Annotated in this window: 18 protein-coding genes; all 18 read right to left on the minus strand. The window is 41.9% G+C overall.

Annotated elements, in window-relative coordinates; all coding sequences use genetic code 11:
- Positions 1 to 2 precede the first annotated feature (2 nt).
- Complete coding sequence (nusA, locus tag M1E09_RS14195; RefSeq protein ID WP_456271510.1) at positions 3 to 1,127, minus strand: transcription termination factor NusA; 1,125 nt, start codon at positions 1,125 to 1,127, stop codon at positions 3 to 5.
- 41 nt (positions 1,128 to 1,168) lie between these two features.
- Positions 1,169 to 1,636, minus strand: coding sequence for a ribosome maturation factor RimP (gene rimP / locus M1E09_RS14200; protein WP_456271511.1), 468 nt, complete (start codon positions 1,634 to 1,636; stop codon positions 1,169 to 1,171).
- 544 nt (positions 1,637 to 2,180) lie between these two features.
- Positions 2,181 to 6,455 (minus strand): PolC-type DNA polymerase III, encoded by a 4,275-nt coding sequence (locus tag M1E09_RS14205; RefSeq protein ID WP_456274996.1) that lies wholly within the window; start codon positions 6,453 to 6,455, stop codon positions 2,181 to 2,183.
- Between the two features lie 213 nt (positions 6,456 to 6,668).
- Positions 6,669 to 8,375 carry a proline--tRNA ligase gene (locus tag M1E09_RS14210; protein ID WP_456271512.1) on the minus strand — a complete coding sequence of 569 codons (1,707 nt, stop codon included), beginning with the start codon at positions 8,373 to 8,375 and terminating at the stop codon, positions 6,669 to 6,671.
- A gap of 202 nt (positions 8,376 to 8,577) precedes the next feature.
- Complete coding sequence (gene rseP / locus M1E09_RS14215) at positions 8,578 to 9,834, minus strand: RIP metalloprotease RseP (protein WP_456271513.1); 1,257 nt, start codon at positions 9,832 to 9,834, stop codon at positions 8,578 to 8,580.
- 117 nt (positions 9,835 to 9,951) lie between these two features.
- Positions 9,952 to 11,100, minus strand: a complete 1,149-nt coding sequence (locus M1E09_RS14220) for a 1-deoxy-D-xylulose-5-phosphate reductoisomerase (RefSeq protein WP_456271514.1) — start codon at positions 11,098 to 11,100, stop codon at positions 9,952 to 9,954.
- 60 nt (positions 11,101 to 11,160) lie between these two features.
- Positions 11,161 to 11,955 carry a phosphatidate cytidylyltransferase gene (locus M1E09_RS14225; RefSeq protein WP_456271515.1) on the minus strand — a complete coding sequence of 265 codons (795 nt, stop codon included), beginning with the start codon at positions 11,953 to 11,955 and terminating at the stop codon, positions 11,161 to 11,163.
- Positions 11,952 to 12,746 (minus strand): isoprenyl transferase, encoded by a 795-nt coding sequence (locus M1E09_RS14230; RefSeq protein ID WP_456271516.1) that lies wholly within the window; start codon positions 12,744 to 12,746, stop codon positions 11,952 to 11,954. Before M1E09_RS14230 ends, M1E09_RS14225 begins: the two co-directional genes overlap by 4 nt.
- Positions 12,747 to 13,071: 325 nt before the next feature.
- The gene (gene frr, locus M1E09_RS14235) at positions 13,072 to 13,629 is read right to left on the minus strand and encodes a ribosome recycling factor (RefSeq protein WP_456271517.1); all 558 of its coding nucleotides are present in this window, start codon (positions 13,627 to 13,629) and stop codon (positions 13,072 to 13,074) included.
- Positions 13,629 to 14,354 carry a UMP kinase gene (pyrH, locus tag M1E09_RS14240; protein ID WP_456271518.1) on the minus strand — a complete coding sequence of 242 codons (726 nt, stop codon included), beginning with the start codon at positions 14,352 to 14,354 and terminating at the stop codon, positions 13,629 to 13,631. Before pyrH ends, frr begins: the two co-directional genes overlap by 1 nt.
- Before the next feature lie 119 nt (positions 14,355 to 14,473).
- Positions 14,474 to 15,358, minus strand: coding sequence for a translation elongation factor Ts (tsf, locus tag M1E09_RS14245; protein ID WP_456271519.1), 885 nt, complete (start codon positions 15,356 to 15,358; stop codon positions 14,474 to 14,476).
- A gap of 189 nt (positions 15,359 to 15,547) precedes the next feature.
- The gene (gene rpsB / locus M1E09_RS14250) at positions 15,548 to 16,255 is read right to left on the minus strand and encodes a 30S ribosomal protein S2 (protein ID WP_456271520.1); all 708 of its coding nucleotides are present in this window, start codon (positions 16,253 to 16,255) and stop codon (positions 15,548 to 15,550) included.
- A 153-nt stretch (positions 16,256 to 16,408) separates the two neighbouring features.
- A complete protein-coding gene (locus tag M1E09_RS14255; RefSeq protein WP_456271521.1) occupies positions 16,409 to 16,975 on the minus strand; it encodes a hypothetical protein in 567 nt (188 codons plus the stop codon).
- 62 nt (positions 16,976 to 17,037) lie between these two features.
- A complete protein-coding gene (locus tag M1E09_RS14260) occupies positions 17,038 to 17,793 on the minus strand; it encodes a FliA/WhiG family RNA polymerase sigma factor (protein ID WP_456271522.1) in 756 nt (251 codons plus the stop codon).
- 111 nt (positions 17,794 to 17,904) lie between these two features.
- A complete protein-coding gene (locus tag M1E09_RS14265) occupies positions 17,905 to 18,228 on the minus strand; it encodes a hypothetical protein (protein WP_456271523.1) in 324 nt (107 codons plus the stop codon).
- Positions 18,228 to 18,731, minus strand: coding sequence for a chemotaxis protein CheD (locus tag M1E09_RS14270; RefSeq protein ID WP_456271524.1), 504 nt, complete (start codon positions 18,729 to 18,731; stop codon positions 18,228 to 18,230). The genes M1E09_RS14265 and M1E09_RS14270 overlap by 1 nt, the downstream gene beginning before the upstream one ends.
- Positions 18,728 to 19,357: a chemotaxis protein CheC gene (locus tag M1E09_RS14275; RefSeq protein WP_456271525.1), complete on the minus strand. Its 630-nt coding sequence runs from the start codon at positions 19,355 to 19,357 to the stop codon at positions 18,728 to 18,730. The genes M1E09_RS14270 and M1E09_RS14275 overlap by 4 nt, the downstream gene beginning before the upstream one ends.
- Before the next feature lie 93 nt (positions 19,358 to 19,450).
- Positions 19,451 to 19,888, minus strand: coding sequence for a chemotaxis protein CheW (locus M1E09_RS14280; protein WP_456274997.1), 438 nt, complete (start codon positions 19,886 to 19,888; stop codon positions 19,451 to 19,453).
- Positions 19,889 to 19,900: the final 12 nt, after the last annotated feature.

The raw sequence follows: 19,900 nt of genomic DNA on the forward strand, positions 1-19,900 counted from the left end.
CTTTATTCGAAATCTTCAGAAGGATTATCATCATAATCCTCTTCTTCATTAACCGGAAGCAGCGGTTCTTCGCCGCGAGGGTAAAGCCCCAGCTCGCGGGCATCGGTTTCGCTCTTAATATCGATTTTCCACCCGGTCAACTTTGCAGCAAGGCGTGCATTCTGACCTCTCTTGCCAATCGCAAGGGACAATTGATAATCAGGTACCACGACTCGTGTAGCCTTGGCATCTTCATCAACTTGAACGTCCAATACCTTCGATGGGCTTAAAGCATTTGCAACGAATGTGACGGGGTCTTCTGACCAGTGGACAATGTCAATCTTTTCACCTTTCAGCTCATTAACGATTGCCTGGACGCGCGCCCCCCGGGAACCAACACATGCTCCTACTGGATCAATTTCTTCATTGGCAGCAGCAACGGATATCTTTGAACGGTCACCTGCTTCTCGTGCAACAGATTTGATTTCAACCGTTCCGTCAAAGATTTCAGGAACCTCAATCTCGAATAACCTTTTCAATAGGCCGGGATGTGTTCTGGAAACGAAAATTTGCGGACCTTTTGTAGTTTTTTCAACTTTTGTTATAAATACTTTGATACGGTCATGCGGTTTATACGATTCATTTGGCATTTGCTCATTCACTGGCAGCAATGCTTCTATTTTGCCTAAGGCGACATAAATGAAGCGGCCATCCTGCCTTTGGACGATACCTGTCATGATATCTTCTTCTCTATCGGCAAATTCAGAATAGATAATGCCTCTTTCAGCTTCCCTTACTCTTTGAGTAACGACCTGTTTTGCTGTTTGCGCAGCAATCCTGCCGAAGTCTTTTGGTGTAACTTCAAGTTCCACTACATCCCCGGTATCATATCCTGGGTTAATCTCTTTCGCATCATCTAAAGAAATCTCCAGGCGGGAGTCAAACACTTCATCAACGATTTCCTTACGGGCAAAGACCCTCATCGAACCTGTTTCTAAGTTAAGGTCAACCCTTACATTTTGAGCCTGGTTGAAGTTTCGCTTATAAGCAGAAACCAGGGCAGCTTCAATCGCTTCAATAATTACATCTCTCGAGATGCCTTTTTCTTTTTCAAGTACATTAAGAGCCTCAAGTAATTGCGAACTCATAGTTATGTCATCCCCCTTCTCAATAAAGGTCCTTCCGCTATTTAAAAAGTAACCGCCAGACGGGCTTTTGCCACTTTTTCCATCGGAATGTCTACCTGTTTTTTCCTTGTCTTAATAATCATTTCTATTGAAAGGGATTTCCCATCATATGACAGGAGTTTCCCTTCAATCGCTTTTTCTCCATTGATAGGTTCATATGTTTTCACGTGAACATTCTTGCCGACCGCTTTTTCAAAATCCTTTTCTTTCTTAAGGGGACGTTCTGCCCCCGGGGAAGAAACTTCGAGGAAATAATTATGGGTGATCGGATCAATTTCATCCAGCTTTTCACTCAAGCGTTCACTGACGATTCCGCACTCTTCAATGTCAACGCCAGTTTCTTTATCGACAAAGACACGCAGGAACCAGTTAGAGCCTTCTTTCACGTATTCAACATCTACCAATTCAAGTGACATATCATCCAAAATCGGTGTCACGAGTTCATCTACGAGTTCAGTAATTTTACTCATACATACCTCCTGGATATTAAAAGAAATCTTGGACCAGGAATAATCATTCCCAGCAAATAAAATATCGGACCGCCTAATAATATAGACAGGCAATGTTACAGACTCTGCCGCAACCCCTGTCTATCGAATTTACTCTCATTAGCCTGGATACAAGCTTGAAAAACTTGTGTGTACCTTTCGATGAGCTAAAGATTCGAGTTGACGTTGCCTTCATTGAACACCTTAAGCATTTCGTTGAACGCCAGATGTCCAATTATCCACTTCGACAATCCTCCTCTTCTGCTTAGCGAAAAGCTCCTGAAAGATATTTTATCATTCCTGCTACAAGATGACTTTCGGCTTGAGGGATGAAAGGCAGAGCAAGATTCGTTTCTGTTTATCGATGAACAAATAGAATCAAGTCAAGCAAAAAATCCCTAATCAACAACGAAAGAGTGAGGCAGCCCCCACTCTTTCGTTCAGAGTTAACATTAGTATTTCCAATAAAAATATACCATAACCAACATTTTTTTGCAAACAAAACCCTTGACAACACTGCGTGCCATCAGAATAGTGACAGCTGATTTTGGTCAGGAAGAGCATCAAGGCAGCCATGGTTCGTCAGGTATTCAATGATCGTCTTGGACACCCGTCCTCTTTGCTGTAAGTCTTCCTTGGACAGGAATTCCCCCTCTTTTCTTGCATTCACTATGTTGATGGCTGCATTGGTTCCCAAGCCAGGAATGGCATTGAAAGGCGGGATTAGTGAATCTCCATCTATCACGAATTCAGTCGCAGAGGATCGATACAGATCAACCTTCTGGAATTTATAACCCCTCTCGCACATTTCTAGCGAAAGTTCGAGAACTGTCAATGTGTTCTTCTCTTTTGGAGAAGCATCAAGTCCTTTGCTGTTAATTTCTTCGATTTTCGCCCTGACCGCCTGGCTTCCCCTTACCATCGCTTCAATATCAAAATCCTCTGCTCGAACCGTAAAATAGGCAGAGTAATAGAGCAATGCATGATGGACTTTGAAGTAGGCAATTCTTACAGCCATTAACACATAGGCAGCGGCATGGGCTTTCGGGAACATATATTTGATTTTCTTACATGAATCAATATACCAGCCTGGCACACCATTTTTGACCATTTCTTCTTCCCATTCAGGCTGCAGGCCTTTTCCTTTACGCACAAACTCCATTATTTTAAAGGCTAATGAAGGCTCAAGCCCCTGATAGATCAGATAAACCATAATATCATCACGGCAGCCGATAACTTCACTTAGGTTACAAATCTTATTGTGTATCAATTCCTGAGCATTTCCAAGCCATACATCAGTGCCGTGCGAAAGCCCTGAGATCTGGACAAGTTCAGAAAATGTCGTTGGTTTCGTATCCTCAAGCATCTGCCTTACAAACCTTGTTCCGAACTCAGGGATTCCCAAGGTTCCGGTTTTACACATAATTTGATCCTCTGTTACTCCAAGCGACTCGGTGCTGCTGAAAATCTTCATGACTTCGGGATCATCAGTCGGTATCGTTTTAGGATCGATGCCTGATAAATCCTGAAGCATACGGATAACAGTCGGATCATCGTGCCCGAGTATATCCAGCTTCAAAAGATTATCATGAATCGAATGGAAGTCAAAGTGGGTCGTTTTCCATTCCGAATTCTTGTCATCTGCTGGAAACTGAATAGGTGAAAAATCGAAAATATCCATGTAGTCAGGAACAACGATAATACCGCCAGGATGCTGGCCAGTCGTTCTCTTTACACCAGTACAGCCTTTCGCCAGCCTGTCTACTTCGGCTCCCCGGATCTGGAGGTTATTATCGGAAGCATATCCCTTTACATATCCAAAGGCTGTTTTGTCGGCTACTGTTCCGATCGTTCCTGCACGATACACATTATCTTCACCGAACAGGACCTTTGTATAATCATGGGCCTGCGGCTGATATTCCCCGGAGAAGTTCAAATCGATATCCGGTACTTTATCTCCTTTGAAACCAAGGAAAGTTTCGAACGGAATATCATGCCCATCTTTTTTGAAGACACCGCCGCACTCAGGACAGTTTTTGTTCGGAAGGTCAAAGCCCGATCCTACCGATCCGTCATCAAAGAACTCTGAATGCTTGCAAGCCGGGCACACATAATGAGGCGGAAGAGGGTTTACCTCTGTAATCTCAGTCATTGTGGCAACGAAGGACGAACCTACAGATCCACGTGACCCAACCAGATATCCATCATTCAGCGACTTCTTAACAAGTTTTGCAGAAATTAAATAGATAACGGCAAATCCATGGCCGATGATGCTCTTTAACTCTTTCTCGAGCCTGGCTTCTACGATTTCAGGCAGGTCATCGCCGTAAATGCTTTTGGCCATCTCGTAACTCATGCGCCGCATTTCTTCATCTGCGCCTTCGATTTTAGGAGTATAAAGATCATCTTTAATCGGCTTGATGTCATCGATTAAATCGGCAATTTTATTGGAGTTGGCAACGACGATTTCCTTTGCTTTTTCTTTACCCAGGAAAGAGAAGCAATCAAGCATTTCATTCGTAGTTCTAAAATGGACATCAGGAAGCTTATGGCGGTTAAGAGGATTGGCTCCCCCTTGGGAACCGACCAATATTTCTCTGTGCACTTTATCAGTCGGGTTGATGTAATGGACATTCCCGGTAGCGACAACCGGTAAATCCAGCTTTTCGCCCAACTTGACAATATTGCCGATGATTTCTTCAAGGTTCTGTTCAGACATAATTAACTCTAGTTCAATCAGGTGCTGATAGACTTCTTTCGGATGGACCTCCAAGTAGTCATAAAAGCGTGCTGCCTCTTCGACTTCTTCCGGTGCCTTCTGCATCATCCCTTCAAAGACTTCACCTTTATCACATCCAGACCCGACCAGGATTCCGCTTCTGTATTTTTGCAGAAGGGACCTGGGGATACGAGGCACACGATAAAAATATTCCAAATGTGAAACTGTCACCAGTTTAAACAGATTTTTCAGTCCTTCTTGGGTCTGTGCAAGCAAAGTCACATGTGATGGACGGGAGCGCTTATAGGCATCTCCCTTACCCATGTAATCATTAAACTGATTGTGATAGGTGATCCCTTTCTCATGTGCATCCTTCAGCATTTTCAAGAGGAGATAGCCTGTTGCTTCTGCGTCATAGATTGCCCGGTGATGCTGTGTAAGTTCTACATCGAACTTTTTAGCAAGAGTATTTAAACGGTGATTTTTCATTTCCGGGTAGAGAAGCCTTGCTAATTCGAGTGTATCTATAACAGGGTTATCAGCTTTATCCATTCCTGCTTTTGTATATCCCACATTAAGGAATCCCATATCGAATGAAGCATTATGGGCAACCAATACAGAATCAGCGGCCCACTCCTTGAAAGACCTTAATGCTTCCTCTACTTCAGGCGCGTTTTCCACCATATCATCTGTGATCCCGGTCAGGTTGATTGTAGTTGCTGACAATGGATGGTGGGGATTGGCAAATGATTCGAACCTGTCAATGATTTCCCCATCATGGATTTTCACTGCAGCTAACTCGATGATAGTATTGTACATGGCAGACAATCCGGTTGTTTCAACGTCAAAGACAACAAAGGTATCTTCTTCAAGTAATCGGTGTGAATCATTGTATGCAATCGGAACACCATCATCCACCAAATTAGCTTCTAATCCGTATAGGATTTTGACACCATGTTTTTTACTTGCGTTGTATGCTTCCGGAAATGACTGGGCAACGGCATGGTCTGTGATGGCGATGGCTTTATGCCCCCATTTTTTTGCTTGTCCGACTAATTCGCCGACAGAAGAAACAGCATCCATTTGGCTCATTGGCGTATGAAGGTGGAGTTCGACCCTTTTTTCATCTTCCGGAGCTGTATCTTTTCTGAGGACTGGCGTAATTTCATTCACATCATTGGCGATCATCACCAAGTCCCTGACAAAAGTGTCATTCTGGATGCTTCCCCGACAGCGTACCCACATTCCTTTTTGTACTTTGCCCATGATGGCGGCATCCTCTTTATCCCTTGAGAACATCTTAACTAGGATAGAGCTTGTGTAATCAGTGATTTTAAAAGTTAGCAATGTACGTCCGCTCCGGAGCTCTTTTGTCTCCGCATCGAAAATGTACCCTTCTAAAGCGATTCTTCTTTCCTCATCAAATATATGTTCTATTTTACGGAAATCAGCATCATCTTTGATTGTCAGACCGATATTGACTGGCCCGGACGGAGCTGAATCCTGATCTTTTTCATTCGCCTGCTTCTGCATCTCGATGACAGCCTGCTTGGCTCTTTCTTCATCTTCCAGTCTTTTTGCTTCCAGGAATTTTTGATAATCATCATTTTCGTTATCTGTCTGCTTTACTTCCGCATCAATACTGTAGGCAGGAAACCCAAAATTCTGAAATACAGAAGATATGAATCCACTGTACTTCCGCTTCAGTGCAGTTGCTTCCGTTTCATTAGAAGTCTGGACGATGATTTTATTTCCTTTTACTTTTGGCACCTGCTTGTTCAACAAGGCCAGCAGAGGCGGAGAAATACCATCAATTTCTTTAATACATTCATTCCAGTATTCCAGCAGCTGATGTTCAGTATGTGTATCGTCCTGCAACTTGATGGAAAACTGAACTTTGGCAATATGCTGAAATGCCTGCTGCAGCCTTATGGAGAACGTATTCCATACTGCACAAGGCACAAGTTTTTCTAAAGTGAAATAAAAATGCCATCTCTTTTCCTGGCGGTCGACCAGTAATTTTTCTATCTGTGCAGACTGAAAATGCTTCACAACTGCATCTTCCGTTAAACCAAGCTGCATAAGCAATACTTGAAACCTTTCTTTTTTGCCGGCGGGATTGTCTCGCAAACCATTTCTCCCCCATTCTATTAACTGTCTATAAAAAGAATTAATATCCTTGTCCCTTTATTTAACGGACAGAAGAAAGGGACTGACCGTAATGATCAGACCCTGTTGTAGTTCAATCAGGAATGAAATATAAAATCTCTTTCTATTTTACCATAAATCCCTGTTTTATTGATTGCGAAATAATTCCTGCATTTTGTCCAGAAGCTCATCTTTACGGACTTCCCATACTTCTGCTGTTTTTCTGCATTTTACTTCTACGATGCCTTCTGCTGCTTTCTTTCCGACCGTCACCCTGAATGGAAGCCCAATAAGGTCAGAATCGGTAAACTTAACACCTGGACGTTCTTGGCGATCATCGAGCAGGACGTCATAGCGATGTTCTCTCAGTTTAGAATAAAGCTCCTCCGCCAATTCACGCTGCTCATCGTTTTTGACATTGATCGGAATGATATGCAAATCGAATGGTGTAAGACTGGCAGGCCATTGCAAGCCGTTCTCATCACTGAATTGTTCTGCTACTGCAGCAAGTGTACGGGAAACCCCGATACCATAGCAGCCCATGATCATCGATTGGGCACGGCCATTTTCATCCAGGAACGTTGCGCCCATGGCATCACTGTATCTTGTTCCTAACTTGAAAACGTGCCCTACTTCAATTCCCTTGGCAAACTTGATAGTTCCATTGCCATCGGGTGAAGGGTCACCTTCCATTATGAATCTAAGGTCTGCAAATTGATCAACCATGAAATCTCTTTCATAATTAACATTTACATAATGATATCCTTCCTCATTTGCACCGCAGACAGCATTTTTCACGTACTTTACAGCCTCATCAGCAATAATCTTAACTTCTGTCTTCAAACGTGCAGGCCCTACTGACCCGACAGGCGCACTCAGAACGGAATAGGTTTCCTCTGCTGTCGCCAATTCAACAACACTGGCGTCGAGAAGGTTCTTCACTTTAATATCATTTACTTCGTGATCCCCTCTGACGACGACAAGAACATACTCATCATCTGCTTTAAAGAGCAGGGATTTCAGGCATTTGTCTTTAGCCAATGATAAATGCTCACTGACCTCTTCAATCGTTTTCTTGCCCGGAGTTTCCAACTTTTCCAACTCCTGATCAGCCTCATTTGACAGTTCATATTGAGGAATGACTGGGGCCATTTCAATATTTGCAGCATATTGGGAAGAATCAGAGTACGCGATTGTGTCTTCACCTATTTCAGAGAGCACCATGAATTCATGAGTATCTTTTCCTCCCATGGCTCCTGAGTCAGCAATTACAGCCCTGAAGTTCAGTCCACAGCGCTCAAAGATGTTGGAATATGCCTGAAAGAGTTTGTCATATGTTTCATCCAGGCTTTCATAAGAAGAATGGAAAGAGTAGGCATCTTTCATGATGAACTCCCTTCCCCTTAGCAGCCCAAAGCGAGGCCTTTTTTCATCACGGAATTTTGTCTGGATCTGGAATAATGTAAGAGGCAACTTTTTATAGGATTTCACCTCATCCCTTACCAGGGAGGTAATCACTTCCTCGTGAGTGGCACCCAGGGCAAAATTTCGTTTATGCCTGTCTTCTAGCCTCATAAGTTCAGGGCCGTATGTGTTCCATCTGCCAGACTCCTGCCACAACTCAGCTTGCTGAAGCGCGGGCATAAGCAATTCGACCCCGCCTGCATTAACCATTTCTTCTCTTATGATTTCTTCAACTTTCTGAAGCACCTTCCGGCCAAGAGGAAGAAAACTGTAGATACCGCTTGCATTTTGTCTAATAAAACCTGCACGCAGCAGTTGCTGGTGACTTTTCACTTCTGCATCAGCTGGTGTTTCTCTTAATGTTGGAATTAGCGTCATACTCTGTTTCATATACTACCACCTCAAACAAATTGTATTTAAATTATATTTAGTCTTTGAAAACTCCATTTTTTATGTAAAGCTATTGATTTTATTTTTTATTATAAGCAGTGCTGCCAAGGAGCAAATCATTTGAAAACAATGAAAAGAAAAGAGAACGAACAGTATTCATTCTCTTTTCTGCTATTACACTGGATAACCACAAGGGATTGTTTTACAGGAAGAATCGCTGGATATCATTCCAAGTAACAACAAGCATGAGCACCATTAGCAATGCAAACCCAATAAAGTGGACCATTCCCTCTTTATGCCGGTCTACCGGACGCCCTCTAACAGCTTCTACAGCAAAGAACATTAACCTTCCGCCATCCAAAGCAGGAATAGGCAGCAGGTTCATGATCCCGAGATTAATACTCAGAATGGCTCCCCATTTCATCAAGTAATAAATACCTGATTTGGCTACAATATCCGTCGATTGATAAATCCCGACCGGACCTGACAATGCATCGATTGAGAACTGCCCTGTAACAAGCTTCCCAAGCATGACAAAGATCAGCTTTGTCCATTCATAGGTCTGTTGAAATCCATTGGTCACGACCTTCAAAGGAGATTTTTCAACTGGGCTGTGCACACCGATGATACCTATTTCCTTGTCTTCAATCACTTGAGGCTTTGGTGTAACAGACAGCTCTTCTGTCACCCCATCACGATCTACGGTAAACAACAGTTGATCACCAGGGTGTTTTTGAATGATGGTAACAATATCTTCCCAGGAGGAAATTTCATTGCCGTCAATACTGATGATTTCATCACCCTGCTGGAGCCCTGCTTCCCGTGCTGCTCCATCATCAGTTAATTTACCAAGAACAGGATCATTTACCGGCACACCTTGTAAAAGACCTACAAGCAGAAAGATGACAAAAGCCAAAATAAAATTAAAAAGCGGTCCTGCAAAAATAGCCATCGCCCGCTGCCCCAATGTTTTCGACGCAAATTGTCTGTCCCATGGAGCAACCTGGGTTTCCACCCCATCTTCAATAATGACCGCATCTCTGCTGATAGTGAAAGTCGTTAATTCTTCTTCTCCATCCTCATATCCGCGAATGAATAACTTATGTTCCAGATCGCTCTCTTCTACCTCGATGACACGAACGTTCGGATATTTATCTTTATTATTGATGATGATCTTTTGAATCGTCTCATCATCATTTAACACCAGACCGACTCTGTAACCGGGTTTCAAATCGACCATTTCAGGATCTTCACCTGCCATGCGGACAAATCCTCCAAGCGGCAGAAGACGGATCGTATAGGTTGTTTCTGACTTTTTATAAGAAAATACTTTTGGTCCAAATCCAATTGCAAATTCCCGGCACATAATTCCTGCTCTTTTTGCAAAAATCAAATGCCCTAATTCATGAAAGAAAACAAGTGCGCCAAATATGACGATAAAGGCTATCACTGTCTGCAAATAGAAAACCACCTTTATAGTTGAGTGTAGATGAAAACCATGTCATCCCACAAGTTTTAAACGTAGTGGAAATTATTGAAAAGCACCCGGAAAAATACTCCGTAATACCGATGCTTCTTATAACCGGTACGAATTGATGAAACGGCGTGTTTCTGCATCAATCTCTCTGATTTTATCCAAATCCGGCTGGTTGATGACCTCATGCTTCTCCATTGCCTTTTCAATGAGTGCTTCAATCGCCAGAAATGTAATTTCCCCATTTAAGAATCTGGCAACTGCAGCTTCATTGGCAGCATTGAGCACAGCAGGCATAGAACCACCAATTTCTCCGGCATCAAAAGCATATTTTAGACAAGGGAACCGCTCCATATCCATTTGCTCGAAATGAAGTTTGCCAATCTCTGCAAGGTTCAATCTGCTTCCCCCGCGCCTTTCCAACCTTTTCGGATAAGTCAGGGCATATTGAATCGGCACCTTCATATCCGGTGTACCAAGCTGAGCAATAACAGAGCTGTCATGAAACTCAACCATGGAATGAATTATGCTCTCTCTATGAAGCAATACTTTGATGTCTTTGAATGGTATGCCAAACAGCCAATGTGCTTCAATAACCTCTAAACCTTTATTCATCATAGTTGCCGAGTCAATCGTTATCTTAGCGCCCATCGACCAGTTTGGGTGGTTAAGAGCATCCTCAACCGTTACGCCTTCCAGTTCCGCTCTGGTTCGATCTCTGAAACTTCCTCCCGAAGCGGTAATGATCAGGGACTCGATATCTTTCTGGTTTTCTCCTTGGAGGCATTGGAAGATAGCGGAATGTTCACTATCTACCGGCAGCAGGTTAACACCGTTTTGCTTGGCAGCTTCCATCACCAGGTGTCCTGCTGTCACCAATGTTTCTTTATTGGCAATCGCAATCGTTTTCCCTGCCTCAATCGCTTGTAATGTAGGATATAACCCCACACTTCCCAGGACTGCATTAACTAATACATCTGCATCCCGATGGCAGGCAACTTCCAATAGCCCCTCTTCTCCCCAGAGTACCTTTGTTCCAGGAGGTACATCATTTTTCAGGGATAGAGCATCCTCTTTTAACAGGACAGAAACCAATTCTGGTTTAAATTCATTAATGATCTTTTTTGTTTCTGCTATATTCCTGCCAGCAGAAATAGCCGTCAGTGCAAATTCTTCCTTATTATCGCGTATAACCTCGATGGTCTGCACGCCGATTGAACCGGTAGCACCCATCAAACTGATTTTCTTCAAAACATCCACTCCTACTAAAACACACATTCTGACAGAAATTTGCTTAGTGAATAACGAGCACTATAAAACATTTAAGAAATGAAGCAGAGGCAGTACAAATAAAAGGCTGTCGAACCTGTCCAGTATACCTCCATGCCCAGGCAGCAAGCTGCCGGAATCCTTGACATCATAGTGACGTTTTAAAGCCGATTCCACCAAATCTCCTATCTGGCCAAAAACAGATAATACAGCTGAGACGATCAATAGTTTCGGCAAGGAGACACCGAGATCTGCAACAAATGTAAAGATGACCGCGACGATCATTGCACAGATTACTCCCCCGATGGAACCTTCAATGGTCTTGTTCGGACTGATATCAGGCCAGAGTTTCTTCTTTCCAAAAGCCCGTCCTATGAAATAAGCACCTGAATCTGTTGCCCATATCAAGAATAGCGTATAAAAGACAAACTGGATTCCTGCATCTGCATATCTTGTTTCAAGAAAGTAGTAAAAGCCGATTCCTACATACAAGGTAGCCAATATAGAAAACGCGACATCATCGAAGGAAAATCTGTTCTTCGCCGCTACTGTATATGTCAAGAAAAGCAAAACAGCCAGTAACGCCAATTCAATTTTGCTATAGCCAAGCTCCTCTATAACATCAATATATTGATCCGGAAGCAAAAAAATCCATAAAAGTGCAATAGAAATGATGCCAGGGATTGATAAAATTTTCAGCTTTCTCATTTTCAGCGCTTCATATAGCCCTATAGTTGCAATTAAATAAGTCAAAATCAAAAATGGGGTTCCGCCAAATAACACAATTGGCAGGAAAACAGCTGCTGCAATGATAGCAGTCAGTATTCTTTGTTTCATTTCAATTCCTCACTTTGTATTCCGCCATACCTTCTCGATCTTCCTTGATAGGCCTCAATAGCTTCAAGCAAATGTTCCTCTTGGAAATCCGGCCATAGTACTGGTGTGAACCAGAATTCAGTGTATGCTAATTGCCAAAGCATAAAGTTACTCAATCTGATTTCACCGCTTGTGCGAATCAGAAGATCTGGATCTGTAAGATCCTTCGTCATTAAATATTTGGAGAAGGTATCTTCGTTAATTTCATTTTTATCTATTATACCATTGCTCACATCATTTAAGACATCTTTGACAGCTTCTATAATTTCAAACCGGCTTCCATAGTTTAAGGCAAAGTTCAATACCAGGCCATCATTTTGTTCTGTTTCCTTCATTGCCTTTTTTATAGCATTAGCTGTATGAGAGGGTAATTTATCTTCATACCCCATCATTGTCACTTTAACATTTTCCTCTATCAACTCCGGCAGGAACGTCCCCAAAAACTCCTCTGGCAGTTTCATTAAGTATTCCACTTCCACTTTTGGCCTCTTCCAGTTTTCTGTAGAAAAAGCATATAAAGTCAGGGTTTTGACACCTAGTTCATTTGCCATCTTCGTTATTTTCCGTACAACCTTCATACCTTCATGGTGTCCCGCTATCCTGGGAAGGGCTCTTTTCTTGGCCCATCTTCCATTTCCGTCCATAATAATCGCGATATGATTAGGGATACGATGTTGTAATACTTCATGAAATTTTTCGTCAAACTCAGTTTTATCCTTCTGACTTTTCCATAATTTCATTTTATTTAACATAATTGGTCCTCCACAAACAATAATATCAATACCATTCTTTGCACCTCAGATCAGCTTCTTCTTATCATTACCCCAGCCGCAAAATCGACTATAGCCATATTATTCATATACGGTTTTGAACAAGAATGAACACCGAAGCAGAGCACGATGAAATTGATTAGTATAATCATTATCCCTACTATCATATCAAAAATATGTATATTTATCTTTAAAAATCAAGATTTCTGTTTTACAGCCTTAAAATATGCGGTTTGAATCATTTTGCTGCATTAAGCGTATCGGCTAATAGATGAAAAAAACCCCCTGATAAAAGAGGGTTTTTTCATCATACTTCTAAGATTTCTTTTTCCTTGTCTTTAGCAATGGAATCAATTTGATTAATATGATCATCTGTTAATTTTTGTACATCATCTGAATATCCACGCAGGTCGTCTTCAGTGATCTCACCGTTCTTTTCTAACTTTTTCAGGTCATCGTTAGCATCGCGGCGGATATTGCGGATTGCAACTTTTGCATCTTCAGATTCTTTTTTCACAAGCTTAACAAGATCTTTACGGCGCTCTTCAGTCAACTGCGGTATTACAATTCGCAGGATATTGCCATCACTTGTAGGCGTAATGCCCAGATCTGACTTCAAGATAGCCTTTTCGATATCTCCTAAAGCTGATTTATCGTATGGCTGGATAACAAGCATTCTTGCTTCAGGTACAGAAATACCAGCTAACTGATTGACAGGAGTTGGCGCCCCATAATAGTCAACAGTAATTTTGTCAAGTAAAGAAGCGTTTGCCCGTCCGGCACGGATAGACGCAAGCTCCCTTGTAAAGGTTTGAATTGCTTTAGTCATTCTTTCTTTTGTGTTAGACATAATTGTACTTGGCATTATGCTTTCCCCCTCACAATTGTTCCGATTGGTTCACCTAAAACGGCACGTTTAATGTTTCCATCTTCAGAAATAGAGAAGACAATAAGCGGAATATCATTATCCATACATAAAGATGAAGCTGTAGAATCCATCACTGCAAGTCCTTCTTTGATCACTTCCAAATATGAAAGCTCATCATATTTTACAGCATTTTCGTCTGTTTTAGGATCTGCCGTATAAACACCATCAACATTATTCTTTGCCATAAGGATAACTTCCGCTTCAATTTCAGCTGCCCTCAAGGCTGCTGTTGTATCTGTCGAGAAGTAAGGATTCCCTGTTCCTGCAGCAAAGATGACCACTCGCTTTTTCTCTAAATGGCGGATTGCCCTTCTGCGAATATACGGTTCAGCCACCTGGCGCATATCAATGGATGTTTGCACACGTGTTTCAACTCCGCTTTGCTCAAGGCTGTCCTGCAATGCCAATGAGTTCATGACTGTAGCCAGCATTCCCATATAATCAGCTGAAGCACGATCCATTCCCATTTCACTGCCAACCTTGCCGCGCCAGATGTTGCCGCCGCCGACAACAACAGCAACTTCTACACCCAGTTCAGCAATTTCTTTGACATCTTCTGCGACACTCTTAATAATGGAAGGACTAAGCCCGAAACCCTGTTCGCCAGCCAGCGCTTCCCCGCTTAACTTCAATACTACCCGTTTGTATTTTGGAATGCTCATTTGAACCTCCATATGTAGTTGATTTTTTTATGTTACTTCCAGCATACCTCTGCTGATCAGGCTTTGAAAAATAGGGAACACACAGTGTGTTCCCTTTCTTTAAAAGTATATCCTACTGGTTACTTCTTATTTACTTGGCTCATTACTTCATCAGCAAAGTTTTCTTGGCGTTTTTCCATGCCTTCCCCAACTTCGTAACGAATGAAGTCTGTTAATACAGCACCTTTTGACTCAAGGAATTGACGTACTTTCTGGTCAGGATTCTTAACGAATGGCTGATCAAGAATACATACATCTTCAAAGAATTTGCCAAGGCGGCCCTCTACCATTTTAGCTACGATATTCTCTGGCTTGCCTTCATTAAGAGCTTGCTGAGTAAGAACTTCACGCTCACGCTCAACCTCTTCTTCAGACACTTGGTCACGGGAAACATATTTAGGGTTTAGTGCAGCAGCATGCATTGCAACATCTTTTGCAACGTCAGCATCAGTCGTGCCTTCAACTACACTTAACACACCGATTCTTCCACCCATGTGAAGGTACTCACCAAACGCGTCATTATCCGTTTTTGTACGGATAGCAAAACGGCGAAGAGTGATTTTCTCCCCGATTTTAGCAATTGCAGAGTTGATGTATTCACCAACAGTGCTGCCGTTAGTCATTGTCTGGTCAAGAGCTTCTTCAACAGATGCAGGCTTGTTTGTAAGCACGTGTTGGGAAAGATCCTTTACTACTGTTTGGAAGTTTTCGTTTTTAGCAACGAAATCCGTTTCAGCATTTACTTCAAGGATGACAGCTTCGTTGCCTTCGCTTTGAATGTAAGTAGTACCTTCAGCTGCGATACGGTCAGCTTTCTTAGCTGCCTTTGCAATCCCTTTTTCACGAAGAAAGTCAATTGCTTGATCCATGTCGCCGTCAGTTTCTTGTAATGCTTTTTTACAATCCATCATTCCGGCGCCAGTTTTTTCACGAAGTTCTTTTACCATTTGCGCAGTAATTGCCATAATGATTTCCTCCTTAAATTTACTATGTAGACTTGTATTGCAAGTGTTTTTATTTTTAAAAAAAGGTGATAAGGGGTATCCTCTCATCACCTTTTCAGATCAACCGTACCAGTATGATCCACAGCAGTTTCTGCTATTCAAGGTGCAGATTATCTGTCTTCCATATAAGCCGGTTGCTAATGCTCTTTATTACTCAGCAGTTACAGCTGCTTCCTCACCTTGCTTAGCTTCTAGAATAGCATCAGCCATTTTGGAAGTAAGAAGTTTAACAGCACGGATTGCATCATCGTTGGCAGGGATAACTACATCGATTTCATCCGGATCACAGTTAGTGTCAACGATACCAACGATTGGAATGTTCAATTTACGAGCTTCCGCTACAGCGATACGCTCTTTACGAGGATCGATGATGAACAATGCATCTGGAAGTTCTTGCATATCTTTAATACCGCCAAGGAATTTAACCAAGCGCTCATGTTCTTTTTTCAATTGTACTACTTCTTTCTTCGGAAGAACTTCAAAAGTTCCGTCTTCTTCCATCTTTTCGATTTGCTTAAGACGGGAAATACGCTTTTGAATTGTTTCGAAGTTTGTTAGTGTACCACCCAACCAGCGTTGGTTGATGAAGTACATGCCTGCACGTTCTGCTTCTTCTTTAACAGACTCTTGTGCTTGTTTCTTAGTACCTACGAAAAGAACTTTACCGCCGTTACCAGCTAATTCCTTAACGAAGTTATAAGCTTCTTCAACCTTTTTAACTGTTTTTTGAAGGTCAATGATGTAGATGCCGTTACGCTCTGTGAAGATATATTTCTTCATTTTCGGGTTCCAACGGCGAGTCTGGTGACCGAAGTGTACACCAGCTTCAAGCAATTGTTTCATAGAAATTACTGACATGTGTGTTTCCTCCTAATTGGTTTTTATTTTCCTCCGCTTTTGATCGCTTCCAGACAAAAACTGTTTTTACAGCACCTTCTGCCTGAATCCTAAAAGCGTGTGTAATCACACCGTTAATTACTATAGCACAACAGGATTGTGCAATCAAGAAATTTATTTGTGATTTTGTCGAAATTTCAAAAGCAGCTCTATTTCGGTTACTCCCTTACCCAGTTCTTGGGCAATTTCATCAAGTGAATACCCATCATCCTGGAGATTTTTGATCTTAGAGTATATAGGGTCTTTGCTCGATGCCTCATCAACAGGTAAAACATGATCGGCATCAGGTTTTGAACTATTCATATGAATTTTCTTATATGCTTTTGCAGCATTTTGCCGCTTAAATGATTGGCTGCTATAGGTTTCAGGGCTTTCCTCCTGATCCTGGAATGAGTTCCCTGCTCCTGAATCCAGCTCAGCTGCTTGCCTGATTTTTTCGACTTTTTCCCGGCTCTGTTCCGTATTATTTTCTTTTAAAGTTTGAAATTGTTGAATGAACCTGTCATTATCTTCTTTCAGCTCAAGAAGATAGGCTGAAATCGTATCTTCCATTTCTTTAACCGTTCTTTCCTGCTTTTTTTCCACTTCCAACAGTCTGTTTTGCCTGGTATAAAGTATGACAATCGCCAATAAGGCTGCTATGTTCAGAATAAAAGATATAAAAATTAAAAATGTTTGCATATGCTCACCATAATTTCTGTAATCTGTAATAGTTTGAGGCTTCTTCCAGTTACAAGGAGCTGTTACCCTAATAGGGTGCGAAGCTTAAAAATAGCCTTGGAGTGAATCTGAGAAATTCTTGAGGTGGATAAACTCATCACTTCCCCTATTTCAGTCAGCGTCAGCTCTTCATAATAAAACAAACTGAGCACCATCTGTTCTTTCTCAGATAAAGTCCGTATGGTTTCTGTCAACTCAGCGATATTTTCATTTTTAAGCAGCTGAGATTCAGGCATAACTGTGTGGTCATCCTTGATGGAGTATGAAAGCTGGCCTTCACTTTCTTCATCAGAAACTTGTTCATCGATCGACAGTACATTCGCAACAAAATACTCAGTCATCGTCTGATAGACTTCGCCTTCCTCCAGCTGCAATTCACGAGCAATTTCTGCTGGTGTCACAGAACGAAGCAAGTCTTGTTCCATAACTTCAATCTTTGCTTCAATCTTCTTTGCCCGCTCCCTTGTTGACCGTGGCAGCCAGTCCTCTTTTCGTAATCCGTCGATGATTGAACCTCTTACTCGAAAGGAAGCGTAGGTATCGAACTTCAGGTCTCTGGATGGGTCAAACTTTTCTAAAGCATCGAGAAGGCCCATCAAACCGAGACTCTTCAAGTCTTCTCTTGAAACATTCTTAGGCAGTCCGACTGAGATCCTTTGAACATGGTAAGAAACGAGCGGCAAATATTTTTTTACTAGCATATCTCCAGCGTGGGGATCCCTGGATTTTTTCCACAGATCCCAATACTTTCGTTCATCCATTAAAGAAGGCTGAGACATGTTACTCCTCCTCCCGGCATCCAAGATTGGCTGTTTTTTATAAATAATTCAAATCTGATTGTCATACTCAATGGAGTATGTATTCCTTAAAGGTATTACAGATGCAGTTAATCACTCGTCTTTGAGTAAGTGTTGTATAGCTGCTGCAATTTCTTGTTCATCATATGACTTGCCGATGTCCGCTGAAATCTCTCTCTCTTTTTGCCCTTCTGGTTTTCCCGGCTCTCCCGTAACATCTCCAGAAGGAATCCTGTCATCATTCAATCCGGATTGGACAAAAAAACGGACAATGAACATGATTATAAAAAAGATTAATGATGTAATGAATGAGCCAGTAAGGACTTCTTTTGGCTCTCCATCTACGAATGCAAGAAAAAAGTACAGGCTGAAACCAAAAAGGGCAAAAGCAAAATTCCATACAATGTTTCCAGCCATTATATATCTTTAATTCCCATATTGACAGTCCTGACATTCAATAAAGAAGAATCGATATGAAATTCAATCGTACGTCCGTTACTGCCGCCTACATCTTCCGACAGGATTGGAATTCCCAATTTTCTTAATTCCTCTTTTACAGCTTCTACATTCCTGGGGCCAATCCGCATTAGGTCACTTCCGGAAGTGAATTGGAACATTTGAGCTCCACCCGCGATTTTGGCTTTAAAACGATTGATTCGTCCACCTTGAAGTGATAGGCACCTTACCAGTTCTCTAACTCCAGTGTCTGCAAACTTTGCTACATTAAAACTGCTGTCTTTGGACAGGCTTGAGGAAGGCAGCATTACGTGAACCATTCCAGCCAAATGAGCTAAGTCATCAAAAATAACAACTCCGACACAAGAACCTAATCCGGATGTCCTGATAGACTGTTGGCCTTTGGCGAGTTTCATATCAGCAATTCCTACTTTTACTACTTCGCTTATCTGAGTCACGTTCATACACCTAATGATTTAAAAATTGATTTAAATGAATCGGGATCGGGAAGCAAGAAAAAATGGCCTTTAACACTATCTGTTTCAGGAATATCTTCTTCTCTAAGAGCTGTATCTATGACAATTGCATTATCACTGGTCTGTGATACTTCCAATAAACCAAAACTGATAATGGCCCCTACCATATCCACAGATAATGCAGGAACGGAGGGATAAAGATTCAGGCTGGTAAAATCGCTTAATGAGGAGAGGTAGGATCCAGATAAAATATTTCCAAGCTCCTGCATAGCGGATAATCCAATCTCCGAGTATGGAGGTTCATCAAATGTAAACTCTGTATCTCCTGTCATCCTTTGAATAAAGCTTGCAGCTTGCCTCAAAGGAAGAACAAAAAACATGCTTCCCGGCGCATCTCCTTCAATTCGCAAGAAGACACTTACCACCACATTGTCCGGTCCGCCTGCCATCTCCATCATTTCATCAAAAGAAACGACTCTGACCTGAGGAACCTTCATATCGATTTTTTTATTCAGCAAAGTTGAAAGAGCCGTTGCAGCATGACCAGCCCCGATATTTCCGATCTCTTTGAGAATATCCAGGTGGAGGTGTGTAATTTCTTTTTCGAATCCCATTGTAAATAACCCCTGTTTATATTCAATTTATACATAAGGGAAGCTGCCCCTGAGTACTGGACCTTCCCTATGACCTCACTGCTAATCTATTGCTTAATTTAATACTTCTTCCAAATTCAATAGAACAAGCAGCCTTTTCTCTATTTTCGCTACTCCGCTGATATAATCCGTTTCAACACCCCCGACTACTTCCGGCTGTGACTCAATAGATTCTGCCGGAATGTCAAGGACATCATTCGCCGCATCAACGACAAGGCCCACTTCCATATCTCCAATACCAGCAATAATCACCCTTGTATCTTCGGAGTGTTGTTCTTCAGGAAGCGAAAATCTGCTTCTCAAATCAATAACGGGTGTCACGACTCCCCGTAAATTGATGACTCCTTTAACAAAAGTGGCTGCCTTTGGGACCCTGGTAATATGTTGAACTTTTTCGATTGACCGTACCTGATTAACAGGGATCGCATATTCTTTCTCCAATAATTGAAAAACAATCACTTTTAAATCTGAAGCAGTTGCAGTATCACTCATCATCTTCGGCCT

Source organism: Bacillus sp. AK031, assembly GCF_053903065.1.